Source organism: Celerinatantimonas sediminis, from assembly GCF_046054195.1.
Lineage (GTDB): Bacteria > Pseudomonadota > Gammaproteobacteria > Enterobacterales > Celerinatantimonadaceae > Celerinatantimonas.
Genome location: NZ_JBEQCS010000002.1, coordinates 133,883 through 152,547, shown reverse-complemented (window position 1 = coordinate 152,547; position 18,665 = coordinate 133,883). Strand labels below are relative to the sequence as shown.

The 18,665-nt window shown below is 43.7% G+C and carries 28 protein-coding genes; 2 read left to right on the top strand and 26 right to left on the bottom strand.

The genetic code is table 11. The features are described 5' to 3' along the window. Positions 1 to 7 precede the first annotated feature (7 nt). The gene (locus ABTQ23_RS03225; protein WP_408614200.1) at positions 8 to 1,288 is read left to right on the top strand and encodes an MFS transporter; all 1,281 of its coding nucleotides are present in this window, start codon (positions 8 to 10) and stop codon (positions 1,286 to 1,288) included. A gap of 63 nt (positions 1,289 to 1,351) precedes the next feature. Here the strand turns inward: ABTQ23_RS03225 and ABTQ23_RS03220 are convergent, their stop codons facing one another. The 5 genes from ABTQ23_RS03220 to ABTQ23_RS03200 are packed head-to-tail and all read right to left on the bottom strand — an operon-like array spanning position 1,352 to position 3,624. Continuing rightward, the gene (locus ABTQ23_RS03220) at positions 1,352 to 1,747 is read right to left on the bottom strand and encodes a hypothetical protein (RefSeq protein ID WP_408614199.1); all 396 of its coding nucleotides are present in this window, start codon (positions 1,745 to 1,747) and stop codon (positions 1,352 to 1,354) included. A 30-nt stretch (positions 1,748 to 1,777) separates the two neighbouring features. After that, positions 1,778 to 2,086, bottom strand: coding sequence for a hypothetical protein (locus tag ABTQ23_RS03215; protein WP_408614198.1), 309 nt, complete (start codon positions 2,084 to 2,086; stop codon positions 1,778 to 1,780). 15 nt (positions 2,087 to 2,101) lie between these two features. Further along, on the bottom strand, positions 2,102 to 2,521 hold the full coding sequence (locus tag ABTQ23_RS03210; protein WP_408614197.1) for a hypothetical protein: 420 nt from the start codon (positions 2,519 to 2,521) through the stop codon (positions 2,102 to 2,104). A 30-nt stretch (positions 2,522 to 2,551) separates the two neighbouring features. Further along, entirely contained in the window at positions 2,552 to 3,073 is a 522-nt protein-coding gene (locus ABTQ23_RS03205; protein WP_408614196.1) for a hypothetical protein, read from the bottom strand. 11 nt (positions 3,074 to 3,084) lie between these two features. Further along, on the bottom strand, positions 3,085 to 3,624 hold the full coding sequence (locus ABTQ23_RS03200) for a hypothetical protein (RefSeq protein ID WP_408614195.1): 540 nt from the start codon (positions 3,622 to 3,624) through the stop codon (positions 3,085 to 3,087). 419 nt (positions 3,625 to 4,043) lie between these two features. Here ABTQ23_RS03200 and ABTQ23_RS03195 point away from each other — a divergent pair, with 419 nt between their 5' ends. Then, positions 4,044 to 4,940, top strand: a complete 897-nt coding sequence (locus ABTQ23_RS03195; RefSeq protein ID WP_408614194.1) for a helix-turn-helix transcriptional regulator — start codon at positions 4,044 to 4,046, stop codon at positions 4,938 to 4,940. 184 nt (positions 4,941 to 5,124) lie between these two features. On the opposite strand, the gene ABTQ23_RS03190 is transcribed toward ABTQ23_RS03195, so the two are convergent. The 21 genes from ABTQ23_RS03190 to ABTQ23_RS03090 form a co-directional block, all read right to left on the bottom strand. Next, positions 5,125 to 5,805: a transaldolase family protein gene (locus tag ABTQ23_RS03190; protein ID WP_408614193.1), complete on the bottom strand. Its 681-nt coding sequence runs from the start codon at positions 5,803 to 5,805 to the stop codon at positions 5,125 to 5,127. 45 nt (positions 5,806 to 5,850) lie between these two features. Continuing rightward, positions 5,851 to 6,672, bottom strand: a complete 822-nt coding sequence (locus ABTQ23_RS03185) for a [formate-C-acetyltransferase]-activating enzyme (protein WP_408614192.1) — start codon at positions 6,670 to 6,672, stop codon at positions 5,851 to 5,853. 7 nt (positions 6,673 to 6,679) lie between these two features. Continuing rightward, on the bottom strand, positions 6,680 to 8,980 hold the full coding sequence (locus tag ABTQ23_RS03180) for a formate C-acetyltransferase (protein ID WP_408614191.1): 2,301 nt from the start codon (positions 8,978 to 8,980) through the stop codon (positions 6,680 to 6,682). 372 nt (positions 8,981 to 9,352) lie between these two features. Next, a complete protein-coding gene (locus tag ABTQ23_RS03175) occupies positions 9,353 to 9,919 on the bottom strand; it encodes an RNA 2'-phosphotransferase (protein ID WP_408614190.1) in 567 nt (188 codons plus the stop codon). A 52-nt stretch (positions 9,920 to 9,971) separates the two neighbouring features. Continuing rightward, entirely contained in the window at positions 9,972 to 10,235 is a 264-nt protein-coding gene (locus ABTQ23_RS03170) for a hypothetical protein (RefSeq protein WP_408614189.1), read from the bottom strand. A gap of 12 nt (positions 10,236 to 10,247) precedes the next feature. Continuing rightward, positions 10,248 to 10,619, bottom strand: coding sequence for a hypothetical protein (locus ABTQ23_RS03165; protein ID WP_408614188.1), 372 nt, complete (start codon positions 10,617 to 10,619; stop codon positions 10,248 to 10,250). A gap of 301 nt (positions 10,620 to 10,920) precedes the next feature. After that, positions 10,921 to 11,436, bottom strand: coding sequence for an endonuclease V (locus tag ABTQ23_RS03160; RefSeq protein ID WP_408614187.1), 516 nt, complete (start codon positions 11,434 to 11,436; stop codon positions 10,921 to 10,923). Positions 11,437 to 11,482: 46 nt separating this feature from the next. Beyond that, positions 11,483 to 11,884 (bottom strand): hypothetical protein, encoded by a 402-nt coding sequence (locus tag ABTQ23_RS03155; protein WP_408614186.1) that lies wholly within the window; start codon positions 11,882 to 11,884, stop codon positions 11,483 to 11,485. Beyond that, entirely contained in the window at positions 11,881 to 12,381 is a 501-nt protein-coding gene (locus ABTQ23_RS03150; protein ID WP_408614185.1) for a hypothetical protein, read from the bottom strand. The genes ABTQ23_RS03155 and ABTQ23_RS03150 overlap by 4 nt, the downstream gene beginning before the upstream one ends. A gap of 29 nt (positions 12,382 to 12,410) precedes the next feature. Beyond that, positions 12,411 to 13,142, bottom strand: a complete 732-nt coding sequence (locus ABTQ23_RS03145) for a hypothetical protein (protein WP_408614184.1) — start codon at positions 13,140 to 13,142, stop codon at positions 12,411 to 12,413. A gap of 45 nt (positions 13,143 to 13,187) precedes the next feature. Next, on the bottom strand, positions 13,188 to 13,649 hold the full coding sequence (locus ABTQ23_RS03140; protein ID WP_408614183.1) for a hypothetical protein: 462 nt from the start codon (positions 13,647 to 13,649) through the stop codon (positions 13,188 to 13,190). Between the two features lie 35 nt (positions 13,650 to 13,684). Further along, positions 13,685 to 14,083 (bottom strand): DUF7668 domain-containing protein, encoded by a 399-nt coding sequence (locus tag ABTQ23_RS03135; RefSeq protein WP_408614182.1) that lies wholly within the window; start codon positions 14,081 to 14,083, stop codon positions 13,685 to 13,687. A 16-nt stretch (positions 14,084 to 14,099) separates the two neighbouring features. Beyond that, positions 14,100 to 14,732 carry a DUF2625 family protein gene (locus ABTQ23_RS03130; RefSeq protein WP_408614181.1) on the bottom strand — a complete coding sequence of 211 codons (633 nt, stop codon included), beginning with the start codon at positions 14,730 to 14,732 and terminating at the stop codon, positions 14,100 to 14,102. Between the two features lie 7 nt (positions 14,733 to 14,739). After that, complete coding sequence (locus tag ABTQ23_RS03125; RefSeq protein WP_408614180.1) at positions 14,740 to 15,030, bottom strand: hypothetical protein; 291 nt, start codon at positions 15,028 to 15,030, stop codon at positions 14,740 to 14,742. Further along, a complete protein-coding gene (locus ABTQ23_RS03120) occupies positions 15,020 to 15,439 on the bottom strand; it encodes a hypothetical protein (RefSeq protein ID WP_408614179.1) in 420 nt (139 codons plus the stop codon). Before ABTQ23_RS03120 ends, ABTQ23_RS03125 begins: the two co-directional genes overlap by 11 nt. A gap of 221 nt (positions 15,440 to 15,660) precedes the next feature. Beyond that, on the bottom strand, positions 15,661 to 16,101 hold the full coding sequence (locus tag ABTQ23_RS03115; protein WP_408614178.1) for a hypothetical protein: 441 nt from the start codon (positions 16,099 to 16,101) through the stop codon (positions 15,661 to 15,663). 102 nt (positions 16,102 to 16,203) lie between these two features. Next, complete coding sequence (locus ABTQ23_RS03110; RefSeq protein ID WP_408614177.1) at positions 16,204 to 16,764, bottom strand: SMI1/KNR4 family protein; 561 nt, start codon at positions 16,762 to 16,764, stop codon at positions 16,204 to 16,206. Positions 16,765 to 16,769: 5 nt separating this feature from the next. Continuing rightward, complete coding sequence (locus tag ABTQ23_RS03105) at positions 16,770 to 17,315, bottom strand: hypothetical protein (protein WP_408614176.1); 546 nt, start codon at positions 17,313 to 17,315, stop codon at positions 16,770 to 16,772. Between the two features lie 11 nt (positions 17,316 to 17,326). Next, positions 17,327 to 17,758, bottom strand: coding sequence for a hypothetical protein (locus tag ABTQ23_RS03100; RefSeq protein WP_408614175.1), 432 nt, complete (start codon positions 17,756 to 17,758; stop codon positions 17,327 to 17,329). Positions 17,759 to 17,889: 131 nt separating this feature from the next. Continuing rightward, positions 17,890 to 18,285 carry a hypothetical protein gene (locus ABTQ23_RS03095; RefSeq protein WP_408614174.1) on the bottom strand — a complete coding sequence of 132 codons (396 nt, stop codon included), beginning with the start codon at positions 18,283 to 18,285 and terminating at the stop codon, positions 17,890 to 17,892. A 28-nt stretch (positions 18,286 to 18,313) separates the two neighbouring features. After that, positions 18,314 to 18,664 carry a hypothetical protein gene (locus tag ABTQ23_RS03090; protein WP_408614173.1) on the bottom strand — a complete coding sequence of 117 codons (351 nt, stop codon included), beginning with the start codon at positions 18,662 to 18,664 and terminating at the stop codon, positions 18,314 to 18,316. Position 18,665 lies beyond the last annotated feature (1 nt).

Genomic DNA, 18,665 nt, shown 5'->3' with positions numbered 1-18,665 from the left:
TAGAACTATGTTCAGAACAAAATATAGATATTATGTAGCCCTACTGTTGTTTTTCGCCGGAGTGCTTAATTACATGGACCGTTCGGCACTCTCCATTATGGCGCCTTTGATAAAAGGTGATTTAAAGATTACCGACTCTCAGCTCGGTATTTTGTTTAGTTGCTTTTTTATTGGCTATTGTCTGTTCTGCTTTATCGGTGGCTGGGGCGCAGATAAATATGGCCCGAAACGCGTCTATGGTTGGGCGATGGCTGTGTGGTCACTGTTCTGCGGGGCAACCGCTCTAGTTGGCGGCTTTTTCCATTTAGTGATTGTGCGAGTTCTGTTTGGTATCGGTGAAGGGCCCATGGGAACCACGACCAACAAATCAATTTCAAACTGGTTTCCTAAAAAAGAGGTGGGCCGTGCAGTTGGCTTTACAAATGCCGGACAGCCTTTGGGCGCTGCATTATCAGCACCGATTGTTGGCTTTGTTGGGTTATATTGCGGTTGGCGGATTTCATTTATTGTGATTGCCCTGCTGGGCTTCGTTTGGTTGGGCGCATGGTTATTATTTTTTAAAGATAAACCAGAAATTCATAATAAAGTTTCAGAAGAAGAAGCTGCGCTCATTGTTAATAGTCGCCCGGCTAAAGAAACGTGTCAGAAAGCCCAAACAGGGCATGACTCAATGTGGCGATATATATTGTCAATGCCGGTGATTGGCGTTGCGTTAGCATTCTTTTGTTTTAATTACATCCAGTATTTCTTTCTGTCTTGGTTGCCGATTTATCTCGTCGATTTTCAGCACCTAGATATTAAAAGTATGAGTATTGTGGGGATGTTGCCATGGCTTGGGGCAACGGTTGGCTTTATCGCTGGTGGGGCTATCTGTGACTATATTTTCGGCAAGTTAAATAACTTTGTGTTATCGCGCAAAATTATTATTTTTGTCGGGCTTGGTATCGCTGCCATTAGTGTCTTTGCGACCGCTTATGTTAGCAGCTTATATATGGCTGTAACGTGTATTACGATTGCTACTATCTTCGCTTATATGACGCCACAGGCTTGTTGGTCTTTATTACAGGATATTGTTCCACCAGAAAAAATTGGGACAACCGGAGGGTTTGTGCATCTCTTATCCAATCTGGCGGGGATTATGTCACCGGCGGTCACCGGATTTATCATCCAGTATGGTGGGGGATATCATTCTGCATTTATTTTAGCCAGCATTTTGGCAGTCGGCGGGATGATAGCATTATTCTTGCTGGTCAAAAGCCGTGCCCCGATGCCTTTGGCTGCTTCTTAAGATGGGAATTTTTTGAGTAAACAAGCCTCTTTTTAGAGGCTTGTTTGTTTTGCAAAGGTAAATTTATTTTTCTGATAAATCGGCGATCTTTGCTCTTAGTTTTGCTAAAAATTCTCGTAATTGTTGCTCATTAGCATAACTAAATTTGTGGATATCGCTTAATCGTTGTGTTGGTGAGCTTAATTCGGCATCGATATGTTCCAGAAGAACTTTTCGATACTCACTTGGTTTTTCCATTACAAAAGATGCAACCCTTTCAATGCAGGTGAGTGGCTCTTTTTCAAATAGGATCATATATAGCGGCACCGTGAGAGGCATTAACCAGCGATCGAACAGCCGACCTTGTTCGTTTTGCGTATATTGGCAGTGGCAATGCGGGCAGGCAAAAAATCGCACCTGTTCAGTTGGTGTCGGCGTCACATTTTCAAGAGGGGTTTGGCATCGAAGGCAGTTGGGCATGGTGTTTTGCTCTTTTATCGGTTGAAACAATCAATGTTTCAGTTTTCGCTGTAGATGTCGGTTGAGCGGCTCATCGGGTACTTTTTTAAAGCCGCGATAACGCGCTTGTTTAGCTCTGACTCGAACCGTTGCATCAACTTCTTGTGCCAACTCAGTATCTAATTGATAACAAGTAAGTTTGCTTAATTCAGTATCGCTACGACGCTGTAATCGAGAGCTTCTCGTTTTGGCTCGATGAATACTTTTGCGGCTACTTTTATCATTTTCGCCATAGCAGTTCCGGCAATCTTTCTGATAACTCAGCTGTTTTTTCTGTTGAGGATGTTTGATTTTACTCATGTTACTACCTTGCCTTTAACGCCACTGATACCCGGTAATCTTCACCCCGGTGTCAGTTCGCTCCAGTGGAAATTGACCATTTTGCTGCACGAGTGCAATAAATCCATTCACATCATTTTTGAGCATGGGAAGTGGCCGCTTTGGGTCGCTGTGCGAAGAGTGATATTCATCGGGCACGAATATCCAGTCGATATCTTTAAGTTCAATGCAGGGAAATGGCCAACAATCAGCAAAATGACTGTTATCGCAAACTAGACATTGCGCAACATTGAGCGGGCCAATTTGTGGCTCATCAGTAAATAAAAATTGCCAGGTTACCCCGCCAAGTGGTGGTTCTATGCGCGCGGCTAATTCAAATAATTTTCGCCATTTTGCATTACTCATTAACAGGGCAACAGTGCTGTTACGCCGGGTTTTAAGTTGTTTTTTATTCATGATTAGTCCTTTTTAAATACTCTGTTTGGACTATTGCCCGAGCAATGCTGGTAGTTGCTGTTTTTGCCATTGTTCAATTTGCTTTAAATCGGCATCTGGGTAAATTGTGGCAAAGCGTTTAAATATCACATCTGCATTTTTTAGCCCCATTGTGGTGGCAAAATGAATATGATCATCCAATGTCATGTTTTCATCAAAACCGTAAAAATCGAGCAGAATATAGGCGAGCATCAGCTCAAAGCTATCTGCAAAATCGTTATAAATTTTGTCGGCTTCTAGCTCAATACGAACAAAACGATGCTGGCTACCAGCGGTTAGCATTACAAAAAATTCATCATCTGCACCACCATCGCAAATGGGGGTAATAGTAGAGCCTTTGAGAATGTCGTAATCATCCATAATGGATGGCAGATAGTTATAACCGCCAACAGGAGGTTGTACGAAATACTGTAATTTGCCCAGTTTCGAGTCATCTTTAAGGGCTTCGAGAAAGTCGCCGTTAACTCCTGCTGCTATTAGCGTTGCTTGGCGATGTTCTTTAGCTGTAAGCATGAGCAATTCCTCTATTGAAGGGCATATTGATAATTGATATCTGCCGAGAATGGTGGCTTTTGTGTTTGTTTGCTCAAACAAAACTCAAACACGGTGCAGTGTTCATTGGGTAATTCTCCGGCATTGACGCTCAAATTGTACCAACCATTTTCTAAAGTTAGCTTAGGTAAGCGCTGATTATTGCCATATTTGACTAAGTCGGGTAGATATTTATCCCAATTTGTTAAATAAGGGACGGTAAATAGCTGCACACTTTGGTTGATGACTTCGATGATATAGCCAGTTTGTTGATGGGTTGGAGTGATGTTTTGCGTTGCAAATACTGATGGCTCATCAGCATTAAGATAAATCGTGTAGGCTAGGTTATTAATGCCCATCAGAGGGATTAGTATGCCATCAGAAACGACTGTATCGCCAATATCATCAGTGGTTAAAACATGAAGTAGGTCATTCTCTAATTGATGAGTCTGTTTAAAACGGCTTACATTGGCCGGATCTGCGAGCAAAAACCAATCATATGTGTCATTAACCATGCCTTCAAAGCGATTCATTGAGTATCCTTTGGTGTTATTAATAATCAGTCTAGTGATAGTATTTTGTCAAACAAAGCGCTATCACAACGCTCTAGGTTCGCAATAAAGAGCAGCTTTCCAGTAAGTTAGCAATCGACATGTTAGCGATTTTCCTGCCATAACATTTTTGAGTGTGACGTACCGAGCAATCATCACTGAGTGTTATTTTATCTAGCATTAAAAGCTCATCGCAATCTTTCCTGAAATTTGCAAATAAGCGTAGTTTTCTTATTGTTTTTCAAATCGTTTAGCCCTTAATGAAAGACTTTGAGCCTGTTTTGATGGCGAAACAGAGCAAGCTTTACAGTGGTAAAACAAGGTTATTTTGCCACTATCACGGATACAGCGCTTTTTTGTCGATACAATCTAAGCTGGTTTAGGCTTGCAAAGAGTCCCCAATGAATCAAGAGCAACCCCCGGTTTCTGCGTGCATCGCTTCCATGACTTTTACGGATATTGAACAGATACTACGTCGATTCATCCAAGATAGTAGCAGTTTAGAGCAGGTTGAATATGCCAAGGCGTCTAAACATCCGCCTGCGCTTGCATATCAAGAGGATTTTCCCCGTTTAGAGTTGGTGATTTCTGGCCAAGTCCATATGAGCGTTGCTGGTGAAGGTAGTGAAACTCACTCGTTTGTGCAGACCCCAAAAATGGTGTTGTTTATACCTAAAGATGGTTGGAATAAAGCAAATAGAGATCAACCTGTTCAAACATTAAGCCTGCTGTTTGGCAAGCAGCGATTAGGCTTTAGCATAATGCAATACAACGCTCAGCAGCTTATCTCGATGGGAAAATATCATGTGCTGCGCCGTGGTCCCAGAACTACGGCCTTTATGTTGCAATCGCTCAGCGAATTGAGCATGCAACAGAGCGATCAACAAACGGCATTATTGCTGGTACGAGCGGTGCTGAGTTCGGTGCTTGACCTGCTTCATCATCCGATTGAAAATTTATCGCGCAGTAAAGCCTTATTTGAAGCTATCCGTAACTACATTGGCACGCATTATCAAAGCCCCATGACACGAGAAACTCTGGCACAGGCCTTTTATATCTCACCCAGCTATCTGTCACATCTATTTCGTAAAGAAGCGAATGTATCATTTTACGAATATTTAAATTATGTCCGTCTGGAACATGCCAAAGAATTGCTCAAACACTACGATTTGAAAGTAAAAGAAATAGCCATGCATTGCGGATTTAACGACAGCAATTATTTTTGTCGTTTATTTAAACAACAGACGCGCCGTTCGCCTTCTCAATATCGAGTGCACTACCACAGTTTGCAACAATAACGCAGATTACCAGCAATGGTTGAGTCTTCAACATTGATATCGGTGATGAGAAGCAACATCCGATTTTTTGCTGACATATCGATTGCGCAGCGTAAGCGCGATAAGCTGCAACAGCAACCATGAATACAAGGTCTGCTGCAAATAGCGGATCGGCCGATTTTCGGCGGTATCGATCCGCTATTGATCATAGCATGTCTAATATGGTCTTCCCTTCGCCGAAGGCCTGTACCCAATCGGCATGAAATTGTGTTAGGCCTGAATCGGTGAGCGGGTGACGGATAAGATTTTCAAAAACGTCCGGAGCTACGGTGACACTTTGTGCTCCTGCCATCGCTAACTCCTGAACTTGTTGCACATTTTTAAAGGATGCTCCTAAAACTTTAGAGGGTAATTGGTGCACTTTTAGCAGGTGCACAATATCGGCAGCTACTTTGCAGCCATCCCCACCGATATTATCGAGCCGATTAATATAAGGCGCGAGAAATTCAGCCCCAGCGACTGCTGCCATCAGCGCTTGTTGGGCTGATAAAATGGCTGTTGCAGTAACTCTCATCCCTTGCTGGCTAAGTAACCGGATGGCTTTCATTCCCGGTGCTGAAACCGGTACTTTTACAATAAATTCACCGCCGACAAATTCGTTTAACCGATGAGCTTCAGCAATCATGGTTTCGCTATCCGATGCCGAAACTTGTACATGTAGCATGCGATCATTGCCGATGACAGAGCGGATATCTTTAAGAATATCTGCCAATGGCCGATGTTCTCGAGACACAAGAGTTGGGTTAGTCGTCACGCCTGCGACTGGATAGAGATCCACGCAGCGGCGAATCGCTTCAATATTGGCTGAATCAATCATGTAGAGCATAACTTTTTCCTGTAAAACTGAGTGTGAATTGCAAAATTTTCTGGACTAACCACCAATGTTGACGGTGTAGCCCGCTTGGCTAAGACGCTCTTTAATGAGCTGGATTTGCTCCGCTGATGGCACCGATGTGTCTTTTAGCGCATAGCTCATATTGAGCAAGGCATATTTGTTGGATCCCAACTGGTGAAATGGCAACAGATGTACCTCGGCCACAGGTAGTGGTGCTAGAAAAGCTAATATCTCGTTGATATTGACCTCGTTCATGGTGTATCCGGGGATCAGCGGTACCCGAGGAATTACCGGATATCCCCCAAGACTAAGCGCTTTAAAATTATCCAGAACCTGTTGGCTTTGAATGCCGATAATCGCTTTAGCCTGTTTGGGGTTGATGATTTTTAAATCAAATAGAATTTCATGACAGGATTCAGCCATTTTCAGCAGCGATTTTTGGCTACCCACTCCTGTGGTTTCAATGGCTGTGCGAAATCCTGCTTGTTGCAGACGTTGCAGTAATGCTGTGGCAAATGATGCCTGCGCTAGAACTTCACCACCGGACAGAGTCACGCCACCGGATGAGGTGCGATAAAATACTGCATCGCGTTTGCAAATGGCCAGAATTTCATCAATGGTCATATCTTGGCCAATCTGTTGATAAGCACCGGACGGACAGGTTTCAACATCGTATGTACAGGGCTTACAGTGCAGACACTGCTGCTCATGTCGAACATATTGAAACTCGGGGGAGCGACTTTCCGGATTCGAACACCAGGGGCAATGCAGTGGGCAGCCTTTAAAAAAGACCACCGTGCGAATGCCGACACCGTCATGCAGTGAGTAACGCTGAATGTTGAAGACTCGTCCATGCATAATCACCTCAGAGCTGATGAGCCGTTCGGCGAATAATGTCGTCTTGAATTTCTTTGCTAAGTTCGACAAAGAAGGCACTGTAACCTGCAACACGAACTACTAATCCGGCGTAATCTTTGGGATGTTGCTGAGCTTCACGCAGGGTTTGTGCATTGACGACATTAAACTGAATGTGCACCAGTTTCAGTTTCATAAAGGCTTCTAGAAAATCGGCTAGTTTGTTAAGCCCTTGTTGGCCTTCAAGAGTGGCCGGTAAAAATTTCACATTCAGCAGGCTGCCGTTGGACAAAAGGTAGTTATCCAGTTTGCTAACCGAGCTCAGCACTGCTGTCGGGCCTTGATGATCTTTACCTACCATCGGGGAGAGCCCGCCATCGGCTAACTGTTCGCCAGCGTTGCGACCATCTGGTGTAGCGCCGACCACCATCCCTAGCGGTATATGTGCAGAGACGGTGTATGATCCGGGAACAAAATGGCCGCCCCGTGGGTTTTCGTACTGTTCGACCTCTTTACAATAGACCCGTAGCAGATGCGCACTAATCTCATCAACCTCGTCAATATCGTTTCCATATTTATGGTATTTATGGCTTAGTTGGGCCTGCAATTTGCGGCCGGATTCACCGGCATAATCGCTTTTTAGACAATCCATTAATTGTTTAAAGCTCATTTGTTTTTCGTTAAACACAAACTTTTTCAGTGCAAATAACGAGTCGCTTAAATTTGCAATCCCAATGCCTTGAACGCCTGAGAAATTATAGCGGGCACCACCTTGTGTAATATCACAGCCATTGCGTACACAATCATCAACCAATGATGACAGCAGCGGGACCGGAGCCCAATCGCGGTGGCCAATATCACAAATATTGGCGCCTTCAACCATCAGTTTGACGTAATGGCGAATATTGCTTTGGATCTCATCAAGTAGCTGTTCGTAGGTTAAATCGGGGGTATTTTCATGCTCGAGCATGGTCAGTTCCATCACTTTGAGCAGATTGAACATGGCAATGTCATGCAAGCCATATGTGCGTCCCGGAATCGATAGCTCAACACATCCAACAACTGAGTAATCACGCGCATCTTCTAACGATACGCCTCGATTTAAAAAAGCGGGAACGACAACCTCATCATTGAAAATCTGAGGGATCCCTGTTCCAAGGCGGATAGTTTCAGCGGTTTTTAGTAAAAATTCTCTATCCATCAGCTCGTTGACGCGCACACCTATATTAGGTTGGGGCAACTGAATATGCTGATAAGCTTCAAGACAGAGTGTCGATAACGGATTTTCGGCGCTGCGGCCAGTTTTTGTTAATCCGCCCAATAAGATGGTGTAGCCTGTGGGAAATCCGGCAAAAAATTTGGCACTGCTGCTGGAGCGTAGTAACACCACATCATTGGTTTTAATCCATAAAGATTGCAAAAGTTCTTGTAATTGCGCCGGATCATCACCGCGTTTGAGCGAGGCCTGATAAAACGGCATCATGTATTGATCAAATCGGCCTAGCGACAGTGAGCTGGCATTGGACTCTAATTGCAAAATAACATTCATGTACCAGAACAGCTGACAAGCTTGCTGAAAATCATGAGGTGCTTGGGTGGCCACTGTGGCACTGATGCGGGCAATTTCACGCAGCTCTTGCTGGCGCAGATTGTCTTGGCAATCTGCAGCCATTGTTTCAGCCAACAGCTGATAGCGGCGAATATGTGCGCTAGCCGCTTCAAGTAGCATGGCCGCTGCGCGATAAAAATGATTATTGGGATGCGCAATGCAGCAGGTCTGCAACTCTTGGGTCAGCTTACCCAAACCATTATTGAGCAACCGCGGAAAATTAATAATGATATGACCCTGACCTTTATCGGTTTGGTTCACGCTGAAAATATGGGTGCTTTGTGCTTGTTTAACCTCATCTGACATCCGCTCATTAATGAAATCTTTCATCGAACGGCCTTGCCAGTAGGGCAGTAATTGTTCGCGGTAAATTTGTTTATCTCTTTTAGAAATAAAGAATTTATCTTGTGCCCGAGAGTTCAACGTATCAAGCTCGTCATTAATCCAGTACGGATCCATTTCCGGCGAAATAATTCCGCTGCGAGGCTTGATAGTACGATTGCCAGCAATTAGTTCATCATCGCGGATAGAAATCTGTACATTTTCCAGAATATGTCGCACCGCTTTGGCCCGTCTTATCAGCACATGTTCACCTTCGCTCTGGCGGTGACTTTCGCTATAAAGCAAAGCTCTTTCAAGAGAGATTTCCCGAGGTTGAGCAAATAGCGCTTTTTTCAGTCGGGTGATTCGTTCGCTGGGCATGGTTAGTGCTCCTTAATACGACATAAAACTGGATTGCTAATTACTATAGGAACTTAATGTCAGATTCGGGAGAAGAGAAAATGGCTATATACTGGACAATTGTGCTGTTACTGATAAATAGTGATCAACCTCTCAAATGCCCCTAGTGTTGGGATTTATACTGCCACCAGAAATTGATAACAAAATCATAAGCTGAATGAGGTGAACACAATTTTCTAGTTTGTGGCCTCTCATCTCATTTGCTTAAAAAGCCGGTGTTTAGTAAAGGCAAGAAGTGTCTTCTGTGGTGAGCATTAATCATATCAGCGGTTGATTTCTTATTTAGCTAGCCGTTAATGTGCAATTTCAAGAGCTCGCTATTAGAGACAATCTTTACAGCTTGTCTTGTGGGCTGTCATTAGCGATAAGTTCAAGGTAATCGGGGCTCACCTTATCGGTTAACCACACTTGATTCGCTGTTTTATAAAATAGACATCCGTCCAGATGCATCTGTCTGGCTGCAACTTTTAGTATTACGGGTTTGCCATAACGTTCTCCGACCGCCATTGCCGTTTGCATCTGTTCGCTTAGATGCACGTGGTGTCGCTGCATTTTTTTCAAGCCGTGAGCTAAAATCGACGTTAGAAAACGCTCGGCAGTCCCATGGAGTAAATATTCAGGCGGGGTTTGTGCTACGAGATTTAAATCAACCGCAATAGAGTGGCCTTGATTTGCTCGAATCTGTTGGCCATCGGCAGAGATGGCAAAGCGTTGTTTATTATTTGTTTCAACAATAGCATACAAGTCGTTAAGAGTTAGCTCTTTACCACTGGCCTTTAGTTTGGTTAGTAATTCACTAATATTGGCCCAACCACTGCTATCGAGTGTTAATCCAATCTCTTCGGGTTTATGGCGTAAAATAAGGCTTAAAAATTTTGATTGTTGGGTTCGTTGGTTCATCAGTTTGAACATCCATTTATATGGTTTGGGTATCGATGCATGGATACTGGCTCTATCTTTGAAAATAATAAGGCAAAGAGTCTGCATCAAAATCGCCGTTGGCAAACCCTTTAGGCTCATTTATCGAACCTAAAAACTTTTGCACATCTTCTAGCGATTGATAATGCATAGGTTGATGAAAAAAGCGCATAAATTCTTGCAACGTAGCTTGGATATACAGTAAGTCTTTGAGGTTAATGGTTATCTTAGCTTCTGGGTCAACACTCTCAAGACCAAAGGTCGCGATTGCTTCAAGGTCATCGCTATAATGTGTCATTGTTTTTCTCATCTAGTTTTCACAGGGAATGACTTGCTCAATAAGTGTTAGCTCTTCGGCAAAGATCCCTTTGATAAATGCGGCTTGTTTACTGGCAAGCGTATCTGATGGTTCTGCTTGATATTCATGTTGAAAGCGAAGCAAATCATCATATAGCCATTGGCAATTATTTTTGAGCATATCGATTGCTTGGTTTAAAAAGTCCTCCCATTGCAGATGGTTTTGTTCATAACCATAGAATGCGACAGCAATTGTTCCAAATATTTGGGGCAGGGGAGCAAGAGCATCTTGCACAATGAACGTTGCATCGATGAAATTAGCATCACTAAGCGCCTTTTTTACACCGTCTTGTTGCGTCTGAGTCAAATCAGTTGGTAGTTTCACCTAGCAAATACTCCTAGATTAAAACTATATTTTGCCATAGGAAAATGGCTAATTTTATAGGTGTTTGCCAAGATGCTTTGGATGTATCCAAGCAGTTTTTGGCGTTAAATGACCCGCCAGCTTAATGAGCAATATTGTTGAGCAAGGCGACTGAATTAGTGTTTGAATATCGCAAAACCTCACCGTTGGTTGGCTGCCAACTTGTTGCAATGGTTAACAATAATCTCATTAGAGCTGGTTACAATCGCGCGTGTCATATCCCAAAACGCATTCTAATTATGGCCATAGTAGTTGGCAAAATTCAGTGTTTGTCGCAGCTTTTTATGCCACGAGCAAGTTGATCGACATATTTGAGTAAGGTCGGAATACGAAATTTGCCATGCATTGCTAAGATTGCTGGTTTGGCCGCGGCAAGCTCAATTCCAACGCTGCTGATATAAAGTGGATTTTGGCTCTTTCCTCGAAAAATCTTCGCTTCTGATGGGGTATCGATAAATTCTTTTTTAGCGACCCCAATAATTGGAACCTGCTGTTTCAGGGCATGGTAAAGATGCATGCCCAAGCCGGGTTTTTGTTGTTTGCCAAGAGCGACATAACCATCAACTACAACTATATCGGGCAGCTGGGGCAGCGCTTCGATAAGGGCCATGATGCAGGGAAGTTCTCGCTTGTAAAACTCACCGGGAATGTAGGGCGCAATTTGTGTGACGGTTTTGACCAGTGAGTCGCAGGCTGTTGGTGAATCCCAATGGTTAAACAAAATACCTGCGCAAACAGCGCTATTATCAAAATACTGACAATCTGCGGCAAATATCATCCAATCGAATCCTTCTGTTAAATTGTTTGCTAAGCAATAATGGCCGTTATATCGGCAATGAGATAAAAGGGAACTGTGCTTTAAAACGGCTCAGTATTTGTGGCGATTGCGCAAGGGCCTTGGCCGCTTGTTGCTTAGTCGGTGTTTGTTCAAAACGTTTAATACCACGCCAATCGGCAATCCCTGCTAGTGCTTTTTCATCGTTTGGATTGAGCTCGCTTTGTGGCTGAAAATCGATAAGGTGATCGATATGCGCTAATGGACCGGTAAATTCCATCAGTTCAAATAGGTAAAACGGGGGTTCGGCTAACTGCTCTATCATCAACTGAGCCCAACGCTTCATTTCCTCGATGCTGATTGCCTCACAAAATACTGCGGCTAATACAAAATCCAAGGCTTGGCTGTTTTGGGCTGTGACGCGAGTGTCTAAATCGCTTTCAGAGTTCATCGTTCAGCCTGTTGGTTTAGAAACTTAATCGCTTGTTTTATCTGTGTTTTCACTTCATGAATATTGAATTCACTATTGGCTGAAAAGGGATTTTTCTCACGCAGTTGTTGCAGTAGATGCTCTAGAGTGGGCCGTTCTAAATCGGTAAATTGCAATGCGCATTCGGTATCAAAAGAGCGATATTTGCCAATTAAATAACTTTCAAGATAGCTGATATCTGCCTGCTCTAGTAATAGTTTACCAAGATAAGGAAGCTCAGCGCTTGAGCCCCAGGCATAGCGACAAAAGAGCGCTTCAGCGCAAAATAAGTCATGAATTAGAGCTAGCGGTACGTTTGCGCTATGGCGGATAACTGCGCGATTGACCTGCTCTCGAAAGCTTTGATTTAAATCGCGCCAGTCACTTGAATCACCATTTTGATCGTTACTTTTGCAACAGATCATACCAATTTGGCTGCCATCATATTGGCTAATAAACTGTTGGACAATGTCATTCATATCTATTTACTCATGAACTGATTCGTTTACTAAAATTCGAAGCTAGAAAGTGCAGTTTGGCTGACTGGGTCATAAAAGAGCATGATCTCCCCATCAATGAGTGCTGCATCTTTTGGGGTCTCAAAAAAATAGTGATAAGTGATGAGACGGCCAATAAAAATAAATGGGCGACCATCGTCGCTAAGCGGTACATCTACTGACATTTCATCACCATCGTCATCAAGCACGACCCCCATATCTTTTAAAGGAAATGTCGTGCAGCTGCTCCAATTGCCTGCAAAACTATCGCCTGCTAATTGATGGATGAGTTCGACGCGGTCATCTTTGTCATAGTGGCCTTGTTCATCGAGTTTTGCCCACGGATGATGCAAACAGCCATGTTTTGCAAAATGCACTCGACGTGCCGCTAGTGCTTCGCGATGCTTGGTAAAGCGGGGATGATTGATACTAAAGTCATCCTGAAGTGGATAAGGTAGCTGATAGCGACCATCAATGACTGGGTAACTGACCCAATATTCATGTTTACTATAGCTATCATGGGCATGCTGATGAATCTGCTCATTTTGCTCATCAACCATAATGCTGGTGGGGAATACAAAATGCAGGGGGCCCGATAACTGCGCAAAGAACTGTGATAAATCGACACTCGCTAGCGGTATAAATTGTTGGGCACATTGGCGCGCATTTTGTGTAAATACTGTTTCAGGCTCTGGAAAAGGAATAAAGCCTTTTTCAGCGGTAAAAAAAGTCTTGCCAGTCATTATTAAATCCTTCGATTATGAGGTGACATTAATGCTTTCACGACTCTATATTGGCCAGTTCATTGCCTCTGTCATCTGCTGTTGTCGGCGTTCTATATAATGTTCAACAGCGTCGTTAAAGCATTCTTTTTTTATAAAAGGGAACTGTAAAAAATAAGATTGGCTAAATCCCGAAATATGGAAGCGACGCTTGCCTAAAATTGCATTTTCTTCGCTTAACTGATTGTTTTTGCCTCGGATCGTCATACGATAGATTGCGATGCTTTGATCTTTAATATCTAAAAGATAGGTTGCGAAGCTGCCATGTAGCGCAATATATCGTGTGCATTTAGACTGGCTTAATTGCTTATCATAATCGGTATGTCCTACGAGAATCGGCGTTTGTCGAAATACCTCAAAATTTCCGAAATTTGTTTCAATTGATATGCCGTAAGCTTGACATCCCATCCGTATTTCACCTAACGGATGTAACTCAACATGGGTAATGACTGCGGCTTTTTTAACCATTAGGAATACCCATAATTGTTTTAAGTGAGCACTTATTACATGACATGGCAATCATCTAAAATCACCTTTAAGGTTTCGTTACTAAAGAGAAATTCAAACATCAGCGTAAAATCGCTGACTACACCGTTCATGGGCAGATCAAATTCCACCCAGTAGCCACTGCCATCATTAAAAGAGCCGCTGTCAGCACGCAGAGGAATATCGCCACCGACCGTGTCTGGATGAGTAATCACAGGTTGCAGACCATCGTCAAAATGATCAAATGTGATTTCTGTAATATCCTCTGCTGACCAGTGATAGCGAGAGCTATCTAAGGGCGCGTCTAATAGGGCAAAAGCTTCGTTTATTTTCCCTTCAGCACACATTCCGACCCAGTCATGGACAAATTGTAATAGCTCTGCTTGTGTGGCTGTTACAGTTGGTTTTGCTAGCATGGCGATTTGTTCCTGATTATTTTTGAGTTAGGGCTAACTTTTGTTTAAGCCTTTCACTGACAGATACTAATTGTTTGCTACTGGTTTGAACTGAACCTTCGCGGCTATATAGCGGTGGATAAAAATCGATACATTGGTTGGAGGGGATCACTTTAAATTGTTGCTGTAGTTCGCTCTTTCCTAAATCGGCATAAAACTGCTCAAGATTAGTTGTCAGTGACCAGCTAAAAAAATCGCTAAATCCAACTTCTAGATCTTCCCATTGGGTTTCGTCCGGTGATAAATAATAAAGACAGCCCACATCAGTACCTAAAGCACCACCGTTAATGGCAAAAAAGCCGCCCACGGCATCATCGCCAACTAGTAAATAGCCATCAGAGTGTTGATTCCAACTGACGATATCGCGCTCAAGTTGCTCATTACCAGAGGCTAAAAATCGCAGCCAACCATTTGCGACTAATACGCCTCCGGTATGGTAAATCAAAGCCCCTAAGGTAGAGTGAGTGCTCAGTTGTAGAGCCTTAAGTAAGGTCCCGCTATTTTCGTTACGCTCTAACAAGATAGCGCTATGTTGCGCTTGGCTTATTGCGGCGCGGATATCCAAAATAGCATCGTTTTCGCTATCAATAAGTTGTTCCAGTGATTTCATAATTGACTCATTTTTTATGACTAGATAAATTGCGGCTAAGTGTAATGTTGAGTAGTTCTAAATGGACGTCTTGTTCAAGAGTGCCATTATAAAATTGCTGTAGTAGCTGTTTTTCTTGAAGATATGTGCGCCAAAATGCTTGCCATGCTTTGTCTTTGCGCGGCGATGGAACACGAATTTTCCAGTGTACATATTCACAAGGTTTGCCGCATCGACTGCAAAGTACCGTCTTGTTACTTTGCTGCGCACGGCGGTATTTTTGACGGCAACTGATACACACCCAGGTGTTATTGCGCATTGGTTATCCCGTTATTTGGTGTAGAAAGATGTCGTTGGCCGGTTACGCCAAACAGTGGGTCGATGCTTCGCCAATGCACACTAACTTCAAGATGACGGTTAAACAGTATTTGTAACATCCCCGGTTCACTTTGCATGTAATTCCAGCCCCATAGTTCTTTATCGCTGCCCTCATAATGATCTTCATCGTGGCTGTATAGCTCATGTCCAAGGCGTCTAAGCTCTTCAATAATTGCCATAGCAGTTTGCCAATAGTCGTCAGCACAATGGGTTAACGGGGCTAGTCGCTCATTGAGCGTGCTTTGCAATTGCTCAAGTGCTGCGGTTAATTGCTCATTTGTGAGCGACTCAAGATTTTGCCGAGTAAATTGGCTAGGTAGTGGATGGGGGTTGCTAAACATTTTATTCATTGATAGTTCGCAGATGCTTCAATTTAAGCGGTTAACACAACTGTTAAGCGGTGTGCTCGCGTGGTTATCAGTGCTAAACAATCTTAGATTTATTGCTCTGATGTCATTGGTTATTTAGTGGTTTGTCAACAGTGCTAAGCAATGACACTGATGCACCTTGCTTGGTTCAAAGCGCGTAACGATTGTTATCAATTTGCTTGGATAACTTTGCAGTTAAAAACTTACTTAAAATATTTGCTTAAAATAACCCATTCAATGCCATCCCCATCGCCGCCGACATCTTCCTGACTGGCTATATTGATGGCCAATGCAGCGCAATCTTTGCCGCAACCTAACCACAGCGTCTCAATAAGAGGCATATTTAGAGCTGCTAATGCACTCTCAATATGGGTAAGTGTTGTGCCAGAGTGAAGATTGATGGTGTTATAACTTAGGTTCCCCGCTAAAAACTCAATATCCACGACCTCGTCATTTTCGTAGCGAACCCGAATATGAGTATTGGCTTGATGGTCTTTAAAATCATCTTCATTGGGATAATAAGTTGAGGGAGTACAATTTAAGCGCTTTGCTAATTTATCTCGCAGTGCTTGGCGGTTTTCGTTAAAACTCACTGTTAGTTCATCACAGTGAATGCCTTGATGCGCAATTAAATGCCATTGCATCGACGACTCCTTTTCGGGCTTGGATATTTATTAGAAAAATTCAGTGGCAAGTTTTGGTGGCTGGCCTATTGTTTTGCGTGTTGGAAAATGCGCTCAGCATCATTACCACTCCAGCACGCTTAAAAACTCGCTGGCAGCTTGCGGACTACCTAAAAATTTGCTGAGTTTAGTAAAGCGATAATCCAATGCTTTTGGTGTATAGCAGCAGTTATCATCGTCCCAGTATTCATCAGCGTCACATTGCGCTATTGCTTGAGCCATGGTGGCAAAAGCTCCAAATGCGGTTTCTAAGTCGATGGCAAGTGGTTGAAACTGCCATTTGCCGCCGTGGATATCAAACAGAACTCGCTCAGTGTTTAGATCAAATACGATGGGATCAGCATTATTGTCAGCGATGACAAGCCAGTTGGGTTGCCAGCCGTCAATCGCTTCACCACTGTGACTATGCCAACGGTAGCCCGCTTGATAGTCCCACAGTCTCGCTAAGCTAGGTATTTCGACTAAGTCATCACAGCACAGTTGTAAATTGTTGGGGCCGACTTGTTGATAAAAGTCGGTTAAGGTTTGCGGTAGGGGAAAATCACCACGCCAATCGCTGCTTGCTTGTGGCTGCAGTTGGCCAACTGGCGCGAGTTGTGTGGCTAAGCGGGAAAATCGGCTCATGTTCATTACTCATATTCGTGATGTTGCTGTGAGTTATCCGGCGGTTCTAGCTGCTCAAAATGCGGTTGTCCCTGTTCATCCAGTTCATAACGCAGCAGGAACAGCCACAGTTGTTCTTGGTGTTCGGTTGGATCTTCGGTCATCACACCTAGCAATAATTGGTGTTGTTCATCGACTGCCACCAATTCGCTATGTTGTTCATATAGACTAAATGCTTGTACAAAGTTGGCATGAGGGGCAACCCGCATGTTCATCCAGAATGCGCAGCTGTTAACGCTGGCTTTGAAAGATAGCCCTTGAGAGATATCGAAATGTTTTTGGATGCGTTGCCAAAACATATTGGAGGCGCGCGCATAAACGTCGTCATCATTCGGATGCAGATCTAATTTGGCAAAGCTATGATCTTGCACCAGAATGCATGGACGCCACCAACGCAACATTGGTGACTCATAGGGATGTTTGCCGACATAGGTTTTACTGTTAAGTTCGACGCCTTCGGTATAGTCAAACCCTGCAATAAGCTCTTCAATATCTTCTTGGCTATACAGCATTGCATGGCCTCCTAATCATTGTGACTAGCACAGTTCTTAAAGGTATCAAGTTCACCGTAGTACTGCGCTAACAAATTCCACTCCAATAGGCTGAGCAGTTCAGCACTTTGCTGGCGTATTTGCTGCCAGCCTGGTGTATCAAAGATGACAAGTGTGTGGCAGAGCATCTCATCAGCGGTTAATCCGTTAAAGCTTTGCTCAAGCGCGCGCAGCTTTGCCATCAGTAGTGGCTCAGTAAATTCGCCCATCACGTTGATAAATTCAATCACGTGAATGCAGTGTTCATACCACACATAGCAAAATGGGCAGTCATCAACTTGTTGTTTTTGCTCTGCAGCATCTGTACTTAGAAATACTAAGGCAAAACCCAACCGGTAGAGTTTTTCGAGTTTTTCACGCTCGTCATAACAGTCCCATTCCCAGACTTTGGCGGTAAAACTCATGGCAAATTATCTCCAAATCATAAACATAGCGTTTAATGCTTCAGCACTTAATCGCTTTAGCTGGGGCAATTGGTTAAAGGGCATGCCTGCTGGTTCATTTACTGTCGAGTCGTGATGAGCCGCTATCATTTTCAGCGAACTTTAATTTCTGCTAACGCTTCTTTTAATTGTTGGCATTCAAAAGCGTTGTCACTGCTTGCTAAGCGCTGCTGAATAAATGCCTCTGCCGCTGGGCAAGTTAAGTTGGCGAGATTACTAGCACAGGCATCGATAAATGCTTCATCCGTTGGGTCATAGACTGTTTGAAGCCAAGCTAACACTGCATGACTGGCCTCAATCGTGATGCCAGTTTCGTTGTAGGCCTGAGCAAACAACAGCTCGTCAATCATATCGGCCCCTTGCGCTGGCGATAGCGATGAATGTTGCAGCAGCGGTATTAACTCAAGCAACAAACGGCTCACCTCTTCAATATCTAGCACAGAGGGTAAGCGTTCGACATCTTCAATTGTGTTGAGTGTAATAACCATTGCCATTCCTTGTGTGGTTGGCGTTTGCTTAGTGTTGGTGATTGTCGCCTGCGCCTTCAGCTAAAATGATGTCGGCTTGTGCGCGGCAATTGGCATCAAACTGGTGATAACGGCTACGCACTAACGCCAAAGGCAATGTCAGAGAGCGATAACAGCAAAAGCTCAGTGCGTTCAGTAGCGCTTCCATCACCGAGAGATTGTCTTCACTGGCTAATTGCTTGCTGAGCTGGTCGATAATCTGCTGCTGGGTGGTGAGATCGACCGTTTCATATTCCAAAATGTCACTGAGATAAGCAGCTGCCAACTCACGTTGTGCGGCATCTTGATGGCTCATCTGTGTCAGATAGTGCGGCAGCTGTTGATTAAGCGTTATCATCATT